The organism is Gilliamella sp. B3127, from assembly GCF_026536935.1.
GTDB lineage: Bacteria > Pseudomonadota > Gammaproteobacteria > Enterobacterales > Orbaceae > Gilliamella > Gilliamella apicola_E.
Genome location: NZ_JAFNNI010000002.1, coordinates 449,926 through 467,588, shown reverse-complemented (window position 1 = coordinate 467,588; position 17,663 = coordinate 449,926). Strand labels below are relative to the sequence as shown.

Here is a 17,663-nt window from a genome sequence, read left to right as displayed (position 1 = left end):
TAATTTCCTATCTTGCTTGTCTTATTTTTCTAATCAAATCAGATGTGGCCTTAGCAATATCTCCTTGCCCGCAAATTGCGGATACAACGGCAATACCTTCAATGCCAGTTTGAATCACTTCAGTTAAATTGTTTACACCGATACCACCGATCGCAACGGCAGGGCATTGTTTTGCTTTAACAAGTTCAGTCAATTGGGCGATGCCTATTGCTTCTGCTGCATCTTTTTTGGTGGGGGTTGGATAGATAGGGCCAATACCTAGATAATCGACTAGTTGCCAAGGAACACGCTCAAGTTGCGAATAATTAGAGACTGAAAGCCCTATCCATTTATCTTCTCCAATTAATCTTCGTGCAACTTCGACAGGTAGATCGCTTTGTCCAACATGAACACCATCGGCATCGACAGCTAAAGCTATATCAATATGATCATTAATCAATAGTGGAACTTGAGTGTCGATTAATACTTCTTTTAAAGCTTGGGCGGCTTTATACCAATTTCTACCTGAATATTCTTGTTCTGAACGTAATTGAACGGCAGTAACACCATTTTCAACTGCAAACTTAGTGGTATTAACCATACCATTTATGCCATCACAAAGTACTGGATCAAGTACTAAATAAAGTGTTAAATCTAGTTGCTTCTTCATCAAAAATCCTTATTTGTGGTGAAAAGAGAAAGTTGGTCAATAATTGACATAGCAAAAGTACCTAGCCCTTGCTGTTTATTAGCGAATTCACCCGCTTTTTTCATCATAAAGCAGGCTGAAGCAGTAGCCTTTAAATGATCTTCAGAACTTGCAATCAATGCTGCCACAATCGCAGATAATGAACAACCAGTACCAGTTACTTGTGTTAGCGCGATATCACCCCCAACAATGCTATAAACCTGCTCACCATCTGTGACATAATCGGTCTCACCTGTTATTGCAACAATGGTTTGATATTTCTTGGCTAATAGCATTGCCGCATTTAATGCAGAATCAGTAGAATCCAGCCCATCAGGCCCTTTTGATGATGATTGTTGACCACTTAATGCTAGAATTTCTGAAGCATTTCCTCGAATAACTGTCGGTTTAAATGTTAATAATTGCTTAGCAATTTCAGTACGATATTTCAAGGCAGCTCCAACTGCGACAGGATCTAATACCCAAGGAGTTTGATTAGCTTTTGCGGCGGCTAGTAACATGCTTTTAGCGCTATGACTATTGATCGTACCAATATTAATTAACAAACCATTTGCAATGGCAACAAAGTCCTCAACTTCTTGCTCAGCTACCACCATCGCTGGTGAAGCCCCAATCGCCAAAAGAATGTTAGCGGTGTAATTTTGTACCACATCATTGGTAATACAATGGATTAAAGGTCGCTTCTGATGAACTTGCTCAATAAAAGGAATGGCATCTTGATTTGAAAATAATTTAATGACCGACATATTCTTTCCTTATCTAATAAATAATATTAAGGGAAGAATGTGTCAAAAGCGGTAATTAAGACAGAGACTTCCCTACGCTGGCATGATCCAGATCAGGTTCAACGGGTAAATTCTCAGTTTTTTGCTCTAACAAAAAACACCCCGAGTCTAAATAACAAATTTGGATAAAATTGAATCTATTATGAACTGAGTTTAAAAATTAAACAAGTTATTGTAATAATCTTTCTATATCACTAATGGCGCGTCTATCCGGTAAGAAAATTATTAAATGATCGCCATCTTCAATCATTAAATCCGTATTTACTATAATTACATCTTCACCACGAACCACGGCACCAATCGTAGCACCTGAAGGTAATTTTAAACTGTTGATATTTTTACCGACTAATTTTGAATTTTCGGCTTCACCACGAGCAACTACTTCGACAATTTCTGATTCACCTTGGCGTAATGAGACAACTTTAACTACACCCGTTTGCCTAACATGGCTTAGTAGTTCTGAAATAGTGGCATGTTGTGGTGAAATCGCGATATCAATAACACTATCGTTAATCAATTCTAAGTAGGCTTGTCGCTGGATGAGAACGATGACTTTTTTTGCCCCCATTCTTTTTGCCAGCATAGATGACATAATATTGGCTTCATCATCGCTAGTGACCGCCACAAACAGATCGGTTAACTCGACTTGCTCTTGCGATAATAATTCTTGGTCTGATGATTCACCATGTAACACGGTGGTATTAACTAACTGCTCAGCTATTAATTCAGCTTTTTCTGCATTACGTTCAATCAACTTAACTTGATAATCATTCTCTAAACGTTTAGCTAAAGCAATGGCAACGCCACCACCACCGCTAATAATAATACGTTTATAAGGTTTTTCTAGCCTTTGTAGTTCACTGGTTACTGCTTTAATATTGAGGGGAGGGGTAATAAAATAAACCATGTCTCCAGCTTCAATTAAAGTCGAACCTATTGGACGAATAAAACGATTTTGACGATAAATAGCAACAACACGCGCTTCGACATGTGGTAAATGCTCTTTAAGTTCGGATAGTTCGCTCCCCACTAACGCACCACCGTAATAAGCGGTTACAGCAACCAAACAGACACGATTATCATAAAACGAAGCAAACTGTAGAGCACCAGGATATTGAACTAATTGGCTAATATGATTTGTAATTAAGTTTTCAGGAGCAATAATATGATCGATGTTGATACAATCTTTATTGAAGAATGGGTATCTTTCATCGTTATATTCAGGAGCACGGATTCTAGCAACTTTTTGTGGAATATTAAACATCACATGCCCAATCTGACAAGCCATCATATTTACTTCATCAGAATTGGTAACGGCAACTAACATATCGGCTGATTCCGCGCCAGCACTCTCTAATACTTGTGGGTAAGATGATTTACCGCAAATGACTTGTAAATCAAAACGCTCTTGCAAAGATTGCAATTTATCATGATCTTCATCAACGACAGTCACATCGTTCTGCTTTTCAGTTACTAGATATTCAGCAAGTGCACTACCAGTTTGGCCTGCACCAAGAATGATAATTTTCATAATAAACCTATTATAATCAAAAGGCCTCAAGCTAACTCATTATTAGAACAATAGAGCTCATATCAATTAAAGCCGTTTGATATTGTTTAGTAATAATCGCAATCTTATTTTAGATTATACAAAACCGATTGCGTCATAAACCTTCTTCAACGTAGGCTCTGCTTTAGCGCGAGCTTTTTGTGCTCCTTCTTGCATAATTGAAAGAAGATAATTTTCATCATCTCGATATTGATGATATTTTGCTTGTAAACCGGTTAACATCTCGATAACTTGATTTGCCACCTCGGTTTTTAGATGACCATACATTTTGCCTTCAAACTCTTTTTCAAGTTCAGCAATCGGCTTACCTGTAATACCTGTCAAAATATCTAACAGATTTGAAACACCTGCTTTGTTTTTTGAATCATAACGTACAACAGGTGGTTCGTCTGAATCGGTCATTGCCCGTTTAATCTTCTTCTCGACATCTTTCGGATTCTCAAGTAAACCAATAACATTGTTACGATTATCATCTGATTTAGACATCTTTTTGGTTGGATCTTGTAAAGACATCACACGAGCACCTACTTTAGAAATAAACGGCTCAGGAACAGTAAAAATATCGCCATAAAGTGCATTAAAACGCATAGCGATATCACGTGATAACTCGAGATGTTGTTTCTGATCATCACCTACAGGAACTAAATTAGCTTGATATAACAAAATATCAGCAGCCATTAATACTGGATAATCAAATAGCCCGGCGTTAATATTTTCAGAGTGACGAGATGACTTATCTTTAAACTGCGTCATACGGCTCAGTTCACCAAAATAAGTATAACAGTTCAACGCCCAACCTAATTCAGCGTGAGCTGGTACTTGTGATTGAACAAAAATAGTACTTTTTTGTGGATCGATACCACAGGCCAAATAAAGCGCTAACGTATCAAGTGTTGCTTTTCGCAACTTATTAGGATCTTGACGGACCGTGATCGCATGTTGATTGACAATACAATAAACGCAATCATATTCATTTTGCAAAGACACCCAATTCTTCAAAGCCCCTAAATAGTTGCCTAATGTTAGTTCTCCTGATGGCTGAGCGCCACTAAATACAATTGGTTTACTCATAATTTATTCCTAATTTATACTCATTATTTTTTTGCATCAGCCTTTGGCTGAGGTAATAAGGTTAATATATCTTTAAAATCATCAAATAAAAAATCAGGCTTGCTAGATGCAATCGACACCCCATAATTATAACCATAACTTAATGCTACAGTCGGGCAATTAGCATTTTTAGCGGCAGTAATATCATTCTTTGAATCACCAACAAACAGCAACTGATCACTAAACAATCCAAAGGTTGCCATGACTTGATAAAGTGGGGCAGGGTGTGGTTTCAACTTAATCACATCACCACCACCAAGTACCAATGAAAAGTATTCTTTAATACCTAATGACGTCAATAAAGCAGGTAAAAATTGTGCAGGTTTATTGGTAACTAAAGCTAAGGGATAATGATTTTCATAAAGCGTTTTTAAGGTTTCTTTAACATGCGGGAATAGCGTTGTTTGCTCATCCATAACCTTATCATAATGATGATTAAACAACTGTTTCGCTTTATTGAAATCCTCTTTAGACGGATTGCGACCAATCACGTTGAATACGCGTTCGAGCATGACATCAATGCCATTACCGACCATGTTTTTTACTTGCTCATTAGTAACGGTGGGTAACTCCAAATCTGCTAACATCTTTTGTGCAGCTAAGGCAAGGCCAGGCACACTATCGACTAAAGTTCCATCTAAATCGAAAGCAATAGCTTGAATATCGTTTAACTTAGCCATGGTTAACACCTTCTAATTCTTTACGCATTGCATCAATTACGGCTTTATAATCCGGTTGACCAAATATTGCCGAACCAGCAACAAACATATCAGCACCTGCTCTGGCAATCTCAGCGATATTATCAACTTTAACACCACCATCAATTTCTAAACGAATCTTTCTGCCAGACTCAATAATGCGCTGTTTAACTTGTTGTAATTTTTTTAGTGTACTTGGTATAAATGATTGTCCACCAAAACCTGGATTAACGCTCATTAATAAAATAATGTCGACTTTATCCATCACATAATCTAAATAATCTAACGGCGTTGCAGGATTAAGTACAATTCCCGCACTGCAACCATGATCTTTAATTAATTGCAAAGAACGGTCAAGGTGAATAGTAGCTTCAGGGTGAATAGAGATATTAGTTGCGCCAGCTTTGGCAAATGAGGTAATTAAATCTTCAACTGGCGAAACCATCAAATGAACATCAATCGGAGCCTTAATACCATAGTCACGAAGAGCCTTACAAAACATACTACCCATCGTCAAATTTGGTACAAAATGGTTATCCATTACATCAAAATGGACAACATTGGCACCAGCGTCTAACACTTTCTGCGTATCTTCTCCAAGACGAGCAAAATCAGCGGATAATATTGATGGTGCAATAATAAACTCTTTCATAACATACCTCTACTAATAAAACCTTATACATAAAATAGGTTATTTTTGGTACAAGGCTAATATTTCATCAATTTTTTTGCGTCCTTCGCCAGCACAGCTAATTGAGCGTCGCATTTCTGCACGGTAAAGATGGCGCGCTTTACTATATAACGTTCTGGTATACTCTGTATCGTGATTTGATAGTAGTACAGGAATATTTTTTTTATAAGCAATTTTTTCAGCTAATTGTGACAATCGCTTATGTTCTTCAAAACCAAAATTATTGGAATAATAAGCCGTAAAACCGATAGATTCATTTGGAGAAAGATAAGGCGGATCACAATAAATGACAGAATTGCGTTTTGCCATTTTCATTGCTTCATGATAAGGAGTACAGATAAACTCAGCTTTTTGTGCTTTTTGAGCAAAATAGTAGAGCTCCTTCTCAGGAAAATAGATAGTTTTGTAACGTCCAAAAGGTACATTAAAAAGCCCGCTATTATTATAGCGACATAAACCGTTATAACAGTGGCGATTCAAATAGACAAACAAAAGCGATCGTAGATATTGATCTTTACTATAATTAAAGACATCTCGTAGCTGATAAAAAGCCTCAGCTTGATTATTCTGATGATTAAATAATAGCTTAAGATCATTAATAAACTTATCAGGATTGGATTGTAATAACCTAAATAACGCAATTAGATCATGATTGATATCAGCTAAAATATAACTTTTAAAGTTTGTGTTTAAAAAAACAGAACCAGCGCCTACAAAGGGCTCAATGAGTTGGTCCCCTTCTGGTAGATATTGTTTAATTGTGTCCACAAGCTCATATTTTCCTCCAGCCCATTTTAAAAAGGCTCGTTGCTTCTTCAACGGAAACTCCTATTTTGCTGATTTTTCTTTATTAATTGTTTCACCAGATTTAATCCAAGGCTTATCTTTTTGTAGTGCACTTGGTAAAGATTTGATCGCTTTTCTGGCTTCGTCAGCAGAATCATATGTACCTTTAACTAATATATACCATTTAACATTATTTCGTTTGGTTTCATAAATTTGGTAATTAGTGAGATTATGTTCTTTAACCAATCTTTTCAAACCATCAACTGAACTAGAAGAACTAAGTTGAATTGAAAACTGATCATTCTTAATTTTGGCAATCGAAGTTGAATTATTACCTGTTATTACACTATTATTTGAGTTAGAAACAGTAGGATTGCCTCTATCTGGATTTATTGGTTTATTTAAATTAGTTGATGAACCACTAGTATTTTGAGTTGTACTGTTAGCCGTTGGTTGCAGCTCTGGTCTAGAACCCGATGTTGACTGTGTTGATGCTGGAGGTTGACTAACCCCATTATCGTGCTCATTAACATTACTATTAATTGGGGCTGGTGGTACAGGCGCTGAATTTTGTTGACCTTGCGCTAACGCCCCACTATCGTCACTGATTGTTGAATCAGGCGTTTGCGTCGACGAAACACCATTGACTTCCGGAGGAGTCAGTATGGTTGTTTTTTTTGATGGACGAGATATCACAAAGCAAACCAACAAGACAATAATAGCTAAAGCTAATCCCATAATAATCAATTTTTTCTTCGAATAATGCTGAAAAAAAGTTGATATACTAAAAGAAGGCGTAGAAGACTTACTTGATTGTTCTGGTATATAACGATCATCTTTATCTACACGCATATTAACTCCTTTCAAATGGTTTATTGCCTCATGGCCAGCCGAATTTAAAAAATGAATTTTAAATTTGTTCTATTTTTTCAATAATATATCCAGCAACACCTTTGGCACTTTGCTCATCAGTTTTAATCGTAATATCAGCGATCTCTTCGTAAAGTGGATCACGCTCTTCGGCTAATTCTTCGTAAAGTTCACGGGGAGTATTGCCACCTTGTAATAAAGGACGACGCTTATCTTTCTGGGTTCTTGCCATCTGTTTTTCTATTGTAGTTTCTAAATAAACTACAATACCGCGAGCTGATAAACGGTTACGTGTCTCTTTAGATAAAATCGAACCACCACCAGTAGCAAGAACTATACCTTGTTTTTCAGTCAACTCATTAATGACTTTCTCTTCTCTGGCTCGGAATCCGTCTTCACCTTCTAAGTCAAAAATCCATGCAATATCAGCACCTGTACGTTTCTCAATCTCTTGGTCAGAATCAAAAAATTCCATACCTAACTGTTGTGCAATTTGTCGGCCTATTGTGCTTTTTCCTGCCCCCATAGGGCCAATTAGAAAGATATTTCGCTTTTCTGCCATTGTAGTTTCATCATCTATTAATTTTGGTTAAAATTTACAACACAATATCAATTTATAATGACTTAAATAACTCATCATTTCGGTATTGAATTGTGTAACTTACTTGGATCTCCGTCTAACGACAAAAATTTAGGTCGGTAATTATCTCAATAGATAGCCCCATTTTGCAACAGGTATTTATTAATCGATTAACTAATACCTGCTTGATGCAGATCATGAATATTCAGCGCACCAACCAATTCGCCGTGATTATTTACCACAGGTGCAGCAGTAATATTATGATCATTAAATGATTTTAAAGCTTCGACCGCTTTCCAAGTTTCAGGTATTTGATGTCCTGGACTTGTCATTACATCGACAATATTATCTTGTAATGTACCATGTTTTAGTAACAAACGGCGTAAATCGCCATCTGTAAAAACGCCAACTATTTTATTATCATCTTGGCATATTGCAACTAACCCCACACCAGTACGACTTAATTCTAACATGGCATCAAGTACTGTTGCTGATTGTGGTACTCTAGGAATTAAATCACCCTTACGCATAATATCTTTTACATGATTTAATAGTTTAGCGCCTAAACTGCCAGCTGGATGTGAACGAGCAAAATCTTCTTCCTTAAATCCACGAGCTCGCATAACGGCAATTGCCAGCGCATCGCCCATCATTAACGTATTAGTTGAGCTTGAGGTTGGAGCTAATCCCATTGGACACGCTTCCTTTTCGATTGAAATATCCAGCACTGCTTGCGCAGCTAATGCTAATGGGGAATCAAGTCCACCTGTTATGGCAATAACTGGAATATTCATTGCTGCAAGAATGGGTAAAATAAATTGAAATTCCTTAGCTCGTCCTGAATAAGAAATCAAAATCACGACATCATTCTCGGTCACCATTCCTAAATCACCGTGTAATGCTTCAGATGGATGCATAAAAAATGCTGGGCTACCAGTACTGGCTAATGATGCTGCGATCTTTTTACCAATATGACCAGATTTACCAATGCCTGACACTACAACTTTGCCTTTTGTTGACAAAATTAACTGACAAGCCTTAACAAAACTCTCACCAAGCCGAGCTGGCAGCTTCTGTGCCTCATGAAGCTCAAGTTCAAGTAATTCTCGACCATATTGTAATAATTTGTCCATTTTTAGCCACTCATCAAATTAAAACTAAAAAATATATATTGATTAAATTATTAATAGTCTAGCAATTAACTATTCAATATTCAAAAGCCTTTTAGAATAAAAAGATAAGAAATAATTGAGGAGCGCACTTTTTGGAATAAAAAATGTTGAGGAACGGGGTTTTTAAAGCTTTAGAATCCCAATCCAACTTTAACTCCAAGCACGATTAATATCACGCCTAACAACTTATCAATAATCAACTGTAACTTAAAATAACGACGTTGGACAATTTGGGTTTGGAAGACGAATACTACCATCGGCCACCAAATTGCAGCTTCAAGCCAGATTATAAAAGCAACTACCAGTTTATCTACCATCGTTGAGCTGGCATTAAGTAGTTGAGTAAAGATAGCTAGAAAAAACAGCGTGGCTTTTGGATTAAGTAAATTACACAATAGCCCTTGCATAAACGCAGCTTTGGCTGTGACATTCAGTTCCAGCGCTTGTTTGGAAACATAGGCGGTGCCACTGCTTTTGGCTAGTAACGCTTTAACTCCAATCCATAACAAATAAGCGGCTCCGGCATAACGTAATGCATTATAGAGCCAAGGGGTGGCGGTGATTAATACAGCAATGCCTGCCACACAGTAACTCATATGAATGGCGATAGCACTAATTACTCCTAAACAGGTCATTAATGCTATTTTTCGGTTGTAGCTTAAACTATTTTTTAAGACCAGAAAAAAATCTGGCCCGGGTGATATCATGCCTAAACAACTAATGGTTATCACCAAAATTAAGGTATCGACTGTCATTTTTGCTCTTGTGCTGCATTGTTTAACGTGGCGATGTTTGATTTATGTTGTTCGATAAATTGCTTTTTATCGAAATTTTCACCAATTAAGTAATCAGTTAAGAATTTTGCATTCGTTTTAATTTGTGCACCATTCAAAATCATTCTTGGTAAGTCGATTTGGTAAATGGTTTGGTTGGATGATTTTTGTAAATCATCACTATTCGCATTGGTTAATAAGTACAATTTGCGTTCTTTTTCCGACAATTTTTTTACGGTTTCGGTACCCGCACCCATCATTAAATGGTCAGGGAAGATATAAAATACGGTATTGTCTAGTAAACCTTGCTCTTTTAGGTGGTTAATAAATTGCCCTAAATTGTAATCGAGAGATGCGGCTACAAAAGACATGTTGTCATGCTTTGGGCTAATAACAGAGGTCATGCGGTCATCGTTAAAGCCATTTGGTGCATGGGTTGAGACGGTCGAAACAAATAGCGCAAATGGTTTGTCATTATTTTTCATCTCTTGTATTTGCTGTTCGGCGATGTCTAATATATCTTTATCATATAACCCAAATGGCGCATTTGGGTATTTGCCTGGATAGCTTTTTTCAGATACCACTTGCATTCCAACTACTTCTGCTGTGTGGCCAATGCTCGCAAATTCAGGACCAGCCATAACGTAACGAGTTTGGTAGCCCGCTTGTTTTAACACATCGCCTAATGTGACTAATTTAGTCGAGTTAGCGTTTTTTAAAGGGGATGTTGAATGTTCACCAATTAAAAATGGTACACCGGTCATATAAGTGTACATTGAGGCGGTTGTCCAGGTACTACCTGCACTCATTGGCATATTTGGATAAAAGGTATATTGTTGCTTTAGCTGTCTTAAATTAGGCGTAATATCAGCAAAATCTAAAAATCCTTGCTCGAAAGATTCTAACGATAACACAATAATATTTTTGCCTTTTTGACTGTTTAACTGTGATTTTGCAACATAATCATTCATATTGAGCGTTTGTAATGCCTGTTCAAAGGTTGCTTTTGGCGCACAGGTGACTTGATAGATTTCATAGAGGCGACTAATTGGACCATTATGATAACTAATTGAAGCAATTGCGATGACAGCAAACGATAAGCGCCATAACAATCGGCATTTATTACGAAATAAGTTGGCTAATTTACTGATTATAAAAACTAATCCTAAAAAGACCACAATCACTAATACAGCCTGTAACTTGAAGATAAATAATCCTTCAATAATATCATTCACATTTAAATTCACGTAAAACTGATAATCAATAAATCCACCACTAAAATAGATAGAGGTGAGTTCCATAACAATGATGACGGTCATTAAGACAATGGTGAGCAGTTGCCATTTTTTTTGTTTAAAAAAAGAAGCTAAGGTAATAGTTAATATAAAAAGTGGTAATACGATTAAAGTCGAAAACGGCATAGTTAATGATACTCAGATTTTCTTAAAACGGGAATATTGCATCAGTATATACGTTTTAATCAGAAAAATAAAAATCGTAGATTGCAAGGTAATATTAATGCGTTGATTTTATTATATGTAACAAGCTTAATGATAATTATTATTGTTTGTTGTTGATAATTGAAAGCATTAGCAATAAGATAGCAACAATTATTTTATTTCCTAAAGCTGAAAGGTTTACGCTATGTTGTTACGTAGATTTGCCATTGTTTTGCTATTATCTTGTTTTTCTTATAGCTATGCTGATGTCACTTTACCGGCCCCACAAAAGAAAGAGGGTATGGGATTATTTGATAGTCTTAAAAAGCGTGCTTCAACGCCGGGTGGAGGATTTCCAACAGGTATGGTGTCTGACGATGAGCTTTCAAGTGTACTTTGGGCAGCCAGTGGCTTAAATCGAGGTAAAAACGGTTGGACAGTACCAATGGCAAGTGGTAAACCGCCTTATGTTCGCCTGTATGTTGCAAGTGAAAAGGGAACCTTTATATACGAGTGGGAAGGGCACTATCTTCGTGAGATCAATAATCAAGATATTCGTGGCGACATCGGTAAACAAAGTTTTACTAAACGTGCACCTTATATTTTTATTTTTGTGTCTGATGGTGACAATCTTAAAGATTATGATACCCAACAAGCCAATGATTTTAGTCAAATTGCTGTTGGCGCAATGAGCCAAAATGTTTATTTGTCGGCGACAGCATTAAAACTCAGCATACGTTATATCCATTCAATCAATCCTGAATTTATTAGTCAATCATTACAATTGCCAGAAAACAGCAAACCAATAGGGATTATGTTGTTAGGAAAATAAAGGAGTAGGAAGTGAAAAGGTATTTAACTTTAGTTGTTCTACTAATTGCAAGTTTAGCTGTTTTTAGTTCCCCTTCTTATGCAGCCGAAAAGAAATATGAAAGCTGGAATGCAATTATTGATGAGATGGATATCATTTTGAATGATGCCTACAACATCTATTTTATGAAAGACGTCGAAGGTGCTAAAGCCCGTGTTAACAATGCTTACTTTGGATTTTACGAAAAGCATGGCGTTGAGCGCGCAGTGATGTCTTATATTTCAGGTAAGCGCGGTACTGATACTGAATACCAGTTTGCAAAAATTAAACGATTAATGACACAAAATGCGCCGAATAAAACGGTGCGAGCAGAAATTGACGTTATTTTAAAAATGCTCCATGAAGATGCCAACGAGTTAGATGGTAAAAAAGAGAGTGGTTGGAGTGTCTTTTTGGCGTCGTTTATCATCATTTTCCGAGAAGGGTTAGAAGCGATATTGGTTATCGCGGCTATCTCTGCCTATCTTGTTCGCTCAAATAATAAACCGATGCTTAAAGTCGTTTATCTTAGTAGTTTGTTTGCGGTGTTCGCTAGTATTTTAGCGGCGATAGCGTTACATACAATTGTGGGATTAAGTGGTGCCAACCAAGAAATTATGGAAGGTTGCGCCATGTTATTGGCAACGGTAATGCTGTTCTTTATTAGTAATTGGATGCTGTCTAAGTCAGAATCCATAGCATGGAAAAACTATGTGGAAGGTAAGGTCCAAAATGCGGTTTCTACAGGCAGTAGTTTTGCTTTAGGATTTGCTGCCTTTTTAGCAGTATTTCGTGAAGGCGCAGAAACTATCATCTTCTATCAAGCCATGTTAGCAGATGCTAATGAGCATATGGATATGGTGTGGTATGGTTTGGGCGTGGGAATGATTGTATTAGCGTTTGTGTTTGTTATTATTCGCTTTGGTACGGTTAAATTGCCACTTAAACCGTTCTTTATTTGTACCAGTGCCTTAATGTATCTGATGGCGATTGCGTTTGCTGGTGGTGGTGTAAAAGAGTTGCAAGAAGCTGATATTATTCAGGTTACACCGGTCGATTTTGTTCATTCGGTTGAGATATTGGGTATCTATCCAACAGTTGAAACATTACTACCACAGTTGTTCATGGTAGTGGCAGTGATAGGGTCGATTATCTATTCCACAAAATATAAAAAGAAATAATTAATATAAAGCATTAAAAACGATTAATGATTAGTGATTAGTGATAAATCGTAAATACATTGGTAGTAAATTGTTATTGACTAGTCATGATTTTATTGATTAGTGATCAAAAGTGAAAAACAAAATTAAGGAGTTTTCAATGAAAAAACTATTAGTCTCTGCTGGTATTTCATCAATACTTGCACTTTCTTCAATAGCTTATGCTGCTGCACCTGCACCAGGTGAAGAAAAAGGCTTCGAAGAGTTTCCAATTGGTGATGAAGTAACTGTTGGTCCTTTACACATCGGTGCAGTTTATTTCCAACCTGTTGATATGGAACCAGCTGGTATGGGTGGTTTACCTGCTTCAAAATCTGATATGCATATTGAAGCTGATATTTCAGCGGCTGAAGGTAATAACTTAGGTTTTGGTACTGGTGATTTCGTGCCTTACTTAACTGTAAAATATAAAATCCAAAAAGAAGGCAGTGATAAAGCTATCGAAGGTACTTTTATGCCTATGAATGCTTCAGATGGTCCTCACTATGGTAACAATATTAAGTTAGATGGTGCAGGCAAATATAAAGTAACCTTTACTATCGAAAACCCTGAAAAACAAGGTTATTTATTACATGTTGATAAAGAAACTGGTGTTGAAGGTCGTTTCTGGACTAAACCAATTGAAGTTTCATGGGACTTTAACTTCATCCCACGTGCATGGTAATTATTATTTTTAATTAAATTTAATTTTCAATAATTAGTTGTACTATCGGCGAGTGTCAAAACTCGCCTATATACGTTGTAATTTTTAGGCAATCATTATGCTCCAATACCTTATCAATGTTACTGATAATACTTTTGTACCTGTGATTATGTTGGCACTACTTAGTGCTGTATTTGTTCAATCAAGTAAAAAATACCTTATCACGGGATTTGTATTGGGGATGTTGTCGGCTCTTATTTATGCAATATTAAAACGAAATACGGGTTTTGCTGTTCGTGAGTTTTATGATCTTGGTGTGATTGTTACTTGGTGCATTATTGTTGTTCCATTGCTGATCTGCTTATCTTTTAGAAATTTTCTAGTTTTCATCATAGTATCTATTGCAATTGGACTTATTACAGCACAATGTTTACCGAATATTTTACTTTATCCATTTGAATTTGATGTTGGCATGGAGTCAATTTTCAATAATGATTATCTGTTTAAATGGATTGGTTACAGTTTCGCTTTATTAGTTTGTATTTTAATTGGATTGTTTATCTATCGGCTTTGCCAAAGGTTTTCAACTCGATTTATTACTGTTATTACTTCATTAGCGATTATTATTTTTACTACACAGAATATAATTAATTTTCTACAAATTTTGATTGTGCGGCGGTTTATCTCACCACAAGAATGGATGATGGAATTAGTTATTTTTGTTTTAGCTCATGTCAATTTATTTACTTTCATCTTTATGGCATTGGTGTTACTACTTACTATTTTATTATACACCAAATCCAAAACTACCTCATTAGTAGGTAGTAATCCTGCCCAAGTGCGTAAACTCAAAGCAAGTTTACGACGTGATCGCCGTACCTCATTATTATTAATGGCAGGTATTGCCATAACGGCTTATACCGTTACTCGCGCACGCTATATTCTCCAAAAAGGTGTGGAGTTATCACCCGCTGAGCCAGTTAAACCTAATGCGGATGGTTTGATTGTGATTCCATTAGATAAAATAAATGACGGCAATTTACACCGTTATGGTTATCAAGCAGTAGATGGCACCTTAATTAGATTTATTGTCATTAAGAAAAGCGAAAATGCATATGGTGTAGGTTTTGACGCTTGTGATATCTGTGGTGCAAGTGGTTATTATCAACGAGGTAATCAAGTTGTCTGTATTTTGTGTGATGTGGTAATGAATATTGCAACAATTGGTTTTTCAGGCGGTTGTAATCCAGTACCGCTTAAATATGAAATTTTAGATGGCAATATGATTATTCGTCCAGCTCATCTTGAAGCTGAAAAAAGTCGCTTTAAGTAAAGGTGTGAAAAGGAAGAAAATATGTTTCGAAGAATGTTACTTAGTGTGTTAGTTCGCCAAAAAAAGAAGCTATTTTTAATTGCCTTAACCGTTGCTTTAGGGGTTTCGCTAGCGACAGCCATGTTAAATGTGATGTTTGATGTTGGTGATAAAGTTAATCAAGAATTAAAAGCCTATGGTGCTAACTTAAATATTGTGCCCAAAAGTGCAGCGATGGTAAATGAGTTATATCAACTCGATGACAAACAAAACGCAACTCAATATATTAAGCAAGATGATTTAGTCAAGATTAAAATGATTTTCTGGGCATATAACATTGTTGATTTTGCCCCCTATTTAACGACCCAAGTGACCGTTAATGATAGACCTATTACACTAGTGGGAACATGGTTTAATAAGCATCTGACTATTCCAACTGGTGATGAAGTTGACACAGGAATGTTAGCCATGAAGTCGTGGTGGTCGATAGAAGGCAAGCCAATGAAAGATGATAACTTGCAAGGTGCCATGGTGGGTGAAACACTTGCCAAGCAATTAAATCTTAAATTAGGCGATAGTATTGAGCTAACTTCCCCAAAAATGACGCTAATTGTAAATAATATCTTTCATAGTGGTGGTCTTGAAGATAACGAGCTTTATGTATCGCTACCAGTTGCTCAAATGTTAGCGAATAAACAAGGTCTAGTTGAACGGGTTGAAGTGAGCGCTCTTACCACACCTGAAAACGATTTAGCTCGCAAAGCGGCGCAAGATCCCAATAGTTTATCGCGTGCCGAATGGGATCGATGGTACTGCACCGCTTATATCAGTTCGATTGCCTATCAGTTGGAAGAATTAATGCCCGATGTTCGGGTTAAAGCGATAATGCAAGTTGCCGACTCAGAAGGCTCTATTTTACAAAAAACACAATTATTGATGTTATTACTGACAGTGTTATCTTTGATCTGTTCGGCTTTGGCGATATCTAACTTAGTTACTGCTAACGTGATTGAACGTAGTACTGAAATTGGTTTATTAAAAGCACTAGGGGCAACTAATACCTCGGTAGCGATGTTAATTCTTAGTGAAATACTAATCATTGCTTTATTCGGTGGTATGGTCGGCTATTTTATTGGTCTTGGCTTTGCCCAAATTATTGGACAGACGGTATTTGGTTCATTTGTTGAGCCTAAAATGATTATTATCCCAATGGTATTAATTATGGTAAGTCTCATTACCTTATTAGGAAGCTTGCCGGCATTACGTATTATGATGTTCTTACGTCCAACGGATGTATTACATGGTCGGTAAGCGAGGTTAAGTGATGATAAATAAAAACCAACGCTTTATTTTAAAAACGATATTTAGCTCATTAATTCGCCGTCGTTCTCGGATTGCAATTGCCTTACTTGGTGTTGCGATTGGGGCGACAGTGTTACTAGGTATGGTGACGCTTTGTTATGATATTCCAAGACAAATGGGACAAGAGTTTCGTTCTTATGGAGCTAACTTATTGTTAATGCCAGCTAATAATCAACCGACTATATCAATGGTTGAGGTAGAAAAAGCTATTAGCGTATTACCGAAAGACAAAGTATTAGGTGTTACACCATTTCGTTATAATTCTATCCGCAGTAACCAACAGCCTTATACCATCGTTGGCACCCAATTTGATCAGGTTATTAAAACTAGTCCATATTGGAAGATAGAAGGTGAACTACCAAAAAATCCGAACGAAATTATAATTGGTACGGATATTGCCCAGTTTGCTAAACTTAGTATTGGAAGTACCATGCCAATTTCAGGAAAATCTAAAGAAAATTCTCGCTTTGATGAGGACTTAACTGTTACTGGCATCGTCAAGACAGGTCGTGCAGAAGATAATTTTATATTTATCGATCTGAACGATCTTGAAAACCTACTTGAAGAAAGCAATCAGGCCGAAGTGGTCGAAATTAGTATCACTGCAACCAAAGATGAATTGCAACACTATATTCAAACCATTAAAGATCACTCAACCACAATCGAACCGCATCTTATAAAATGGGTGACACAGTCCGAAGCATCAGTGCTCGGTAAACTGTCATCTTTACTCTACTTAGTAACCTTAGTCGTGTTAATTTTGACTATGATTTGTGTGGCCACAACCATGATGACGGTAGTAATGGAGCGTCGCAAAGAGATAGGGCTGAAAAAAGCTATTGGTGCAACCAATAAAAGTATTGCCAAAGAATTTTTAGCCGAAGGGATGATTTTAGGTATTATTGGGGGGGTGATTGGGGTTATTTGTGGTTTAATTTTTGCTCAAGTAATCAGCGCCAATGTATTTGGGCGCTCAATTGTCATTGAATTTTATTTGATACCAACAACGATTGTTATTTCGGCTGTGGTAACCATCATTGCGTGTTTGATTCCGGTAAAACGTGCACTTGAAGTTGAACCAGCATTAGTTTTACGTGGCGAATAGGATAGTAAA

General features: G+C 36.7%; 18 protein-coding genes and 1 riboswitch. Of the genes, 6 read left to right on the top strand and 12 right to left on the bottom strand.

From position 1 onward, the window contains the following. Window positions 1–7 precede the first annotated feature (7 nt). The 12 genes from thiE to J3U00_RS05125 form a co-directional block, all read right to left on the bottom strand. Complete coding sequence (gene thiE, locus J3U00_RS05180; protein WP_065563582.1) at window positions 8–649, bottom strand: thiamine phosphate synthase; 642 nt, start codon at window positions 647–649, stop codon at window positions 8–10. After that, on the bottom strand, window positions 649–1,434 hold the full coding sequence (gene thiM, locus J3U00_RS05175) for a hydroxyethylthiazole kinase (protein WP_267331774.1): 786 nt from the start codon (window positions 1,432–1,434) through the stop codon (window positions 649–651). Before thiM ends, thiE begins: the two co-directional genes overlap by 1 nt. Before the next feature lie 52 nt (window positions 1,435–1,486). Beyond that, window positions 1,487–1,588, bottom strand: a riboswitch (TPP riboswitch). 54 nt (window positions 1,589–1,642) lie between these two features. After that, a complete protein-coding gene (gene trkA / locus J3U00_RS05170) occupies window positions 1,643–3,004 on the bottom strand; it encodes a Trk system potassium transporter TrkA (RefSeq protein WP_065563580.1) in 1,362 nt (453 codons plus the stop codon). Between the two features lie 114 nt (window positions 3,005–3,118). After that, window positions 3,119–4,114, bottom strand: a complete 996-nt coding sequence (trpS, locus tag J3U00_RS05165; protein WP_220225723.1) for a tryptophan--tRNA ligase — start codon at window positions 4,112–4,114, stop codon at window positions 3,119–3,121. Window positions 4,115–4,137: 23 nt separating this feature from the next. Beyond that, on the bottom strand, window positions 4,138–4,833 hold the full coding sequence (locus J3U00_RS05160; protein WP_065563578.1) for a phosphoglycolate phosphatase: 696 nt from the start codon (window positions 4,831–4,833) through the stop codon (window positions 4,138–4,140). Beyond that, window positions 4,826–5,503 carry a ribulose-phosphate 3-epimerase gene (gene rpe, locus J3U00_RS05155; RefSeq protein ID WP_267331773.1) on the bottom strand — a complete coding sequence of 226 codons (678 nt, stop codon included), beginning with the start codon at window positions 5,501–5,503 and terminating at the stop codon, window positions 4,826–4,828. The genes J3U00_RS05160 and rpe overlap by 8 nt, the downstream gene beginning before the upstream one ends. Window positions 5,504–5,542: 39 nt before the next feature. Further along, window positions 5,543–6,361 carry a Dam family site-specific DNA-(adenine-N6)-methyltransferase gene (locus J3U00_RS05150; protein ID WP_065563576.1) on the bottom strand — a complete coding sequence of 273 codons (819 nt, stop codon included), beginning with the start codon at window positions 6,359–6,361 and terminating at the stop codon, window positions 5,543–5,545. 9 nt (window positions 6,362–6,370) lie between these two features. Further along, window positions 6,371–7,180, bottom strand: coding sequence for an SPOR domain-containing protein (locus J3U00_RS05145; RefSeq protein ID WP_267331772.1), 810 nt, complete (start codon window positions 7,178–7,180; stop codon window positions 6,371–6,373). A gap of 58 nt (window positions 7,181–7,238) precedes the next feature. Further along, window positions 7,239–7,760, bottom strand: coding sequence for a shikimate kinase AroK (gene aroK / locus J3U00_RS05140; RefSeq protein ID WP_065563574.1), 522 nt, complete (start codon window positions 7,758–7,760; stop codon window positions 7,239–7,241). 188 nt (window positions 7,761–7,948) lie between these two features. Further along, window positions 7,949–8,911, bottom strand: coding sequence for an arabinose-5-phosphate isomerase GutQ (gene gutQ / locus J3U00_RS05135; protein WP_065563573.1), 963 nt, complete (start codon window positions 8,909–8,911; stop codon window positions 7,949–7,951). A 170-nt stretch (window positions 8,912–9,081) separates the two neighbouring features. Beyond that, window positions 9,082–9,705 (bottom strand): LysE family transporter, encoded by a 624-nt coding sequence (locus J3U00_RS05130; protein WP_065563572.1) that lies wholly within the window; start codon window positions 9,703–9,705, stop codon window positions 9,082–9,084. Then, the gene (locus tag J3U00_RS05125; protein WP_267331771.1) at window positions 9,702–11,144 is read right to left on the bottom strand and encodes an LTA synthase family protein; all 1,443 of its coding nucleotides are present in this window, start codon (window positions 11,142–11,144) and stop codon (window positions 9,702–9,704) included. Before J3U00_RS05125 ends, J3U00_RS05130 begins: the two co-directional genes overlap by 4 nt. A gap of 223 nt (window positions 11,145–11,367) precedes the next feature. On the opposite strand from J3U00_RS05125, the gene J3U00_RS05120 reads away from it, so the two are divergent. From J3U00_RS05120 to J3U00_RS05095, 6 genes are all read left to right on the top strand, one after another. Beyond that, on the top strand, window positions 11,368–11,994 hold the full coding sequence (locus tag J3U00_RS05120; protein WP_267331770.1) for a nitroreductase family protein: 627 nt from the start codon (window positions 11,368–11,370) through the stop codon (window positions 11,992–11,994). Between the two features lie 11 nt (window positions 11,995–12,005). After that, window positions 12,006–13,193 (top strand): FTR1 family iron permease, encoded by a 1,188-nt coding sequence (locus J3U00_RS05115; RefSeq protein WP_065563569.1) that lies wholly within the window; start codon window positions 12,006–12,008, stop codon window positions 13,191–13,193. A gap of 139 nt (window positions 13,194–13,332) precedes the next feature. Next, the gene (locus tag J3U00_RS05110; RefSeq protein ID WP_267331769.1) at window positions 13,333–13,896 is read left to right on the top strand and encodes an iron transporter; all 564 of its coding nucleotides are present in this window, start codon (window positions 13,333–13,335) and stop codon (window positions 13,894–13,896) included. A gap of 97 nt (window positions 13,897–13,993) precedes the next feature. Beyond that, window positions 13,994–15,208: a Fe-S-containing protein gene (locus J3U00_RS05105; protein ID WP_065563567.1), complete on the top strand. Its 1,215-nt coding sequence runs from the start codon at window positions 13,994–13,996 to the stop codon at window positions 15,206–15,208. 21 nt (window positions 15,209–15,229) lie between these two features. Next, entirely contained in the window at window positions 15,230–16,498 is a 1,269-nt protein-coding gene (locus tag J3U00_RS05100; RefSeq protein WP_065563566.1) for an ABC transporter permease, read from the top strand. Window positions 16,499–16,511: 13 nt separating this feature from the next. Further along, window positions 16,512–17,654 carry an ABC transporter permease gene (locus tag J3U00_RS05095; RefSeq protein ID WP_220225729.1) on the top strand — a complete coding sequence of 381 codons (1,143 nt, stop codon included), beginning with the start codon at window positions 16,512–16,514 and terminating at the stop codon, window positions 17,652–17,654. Window positions 17,655–17,663: the final 9 nt, after the last annotated feature.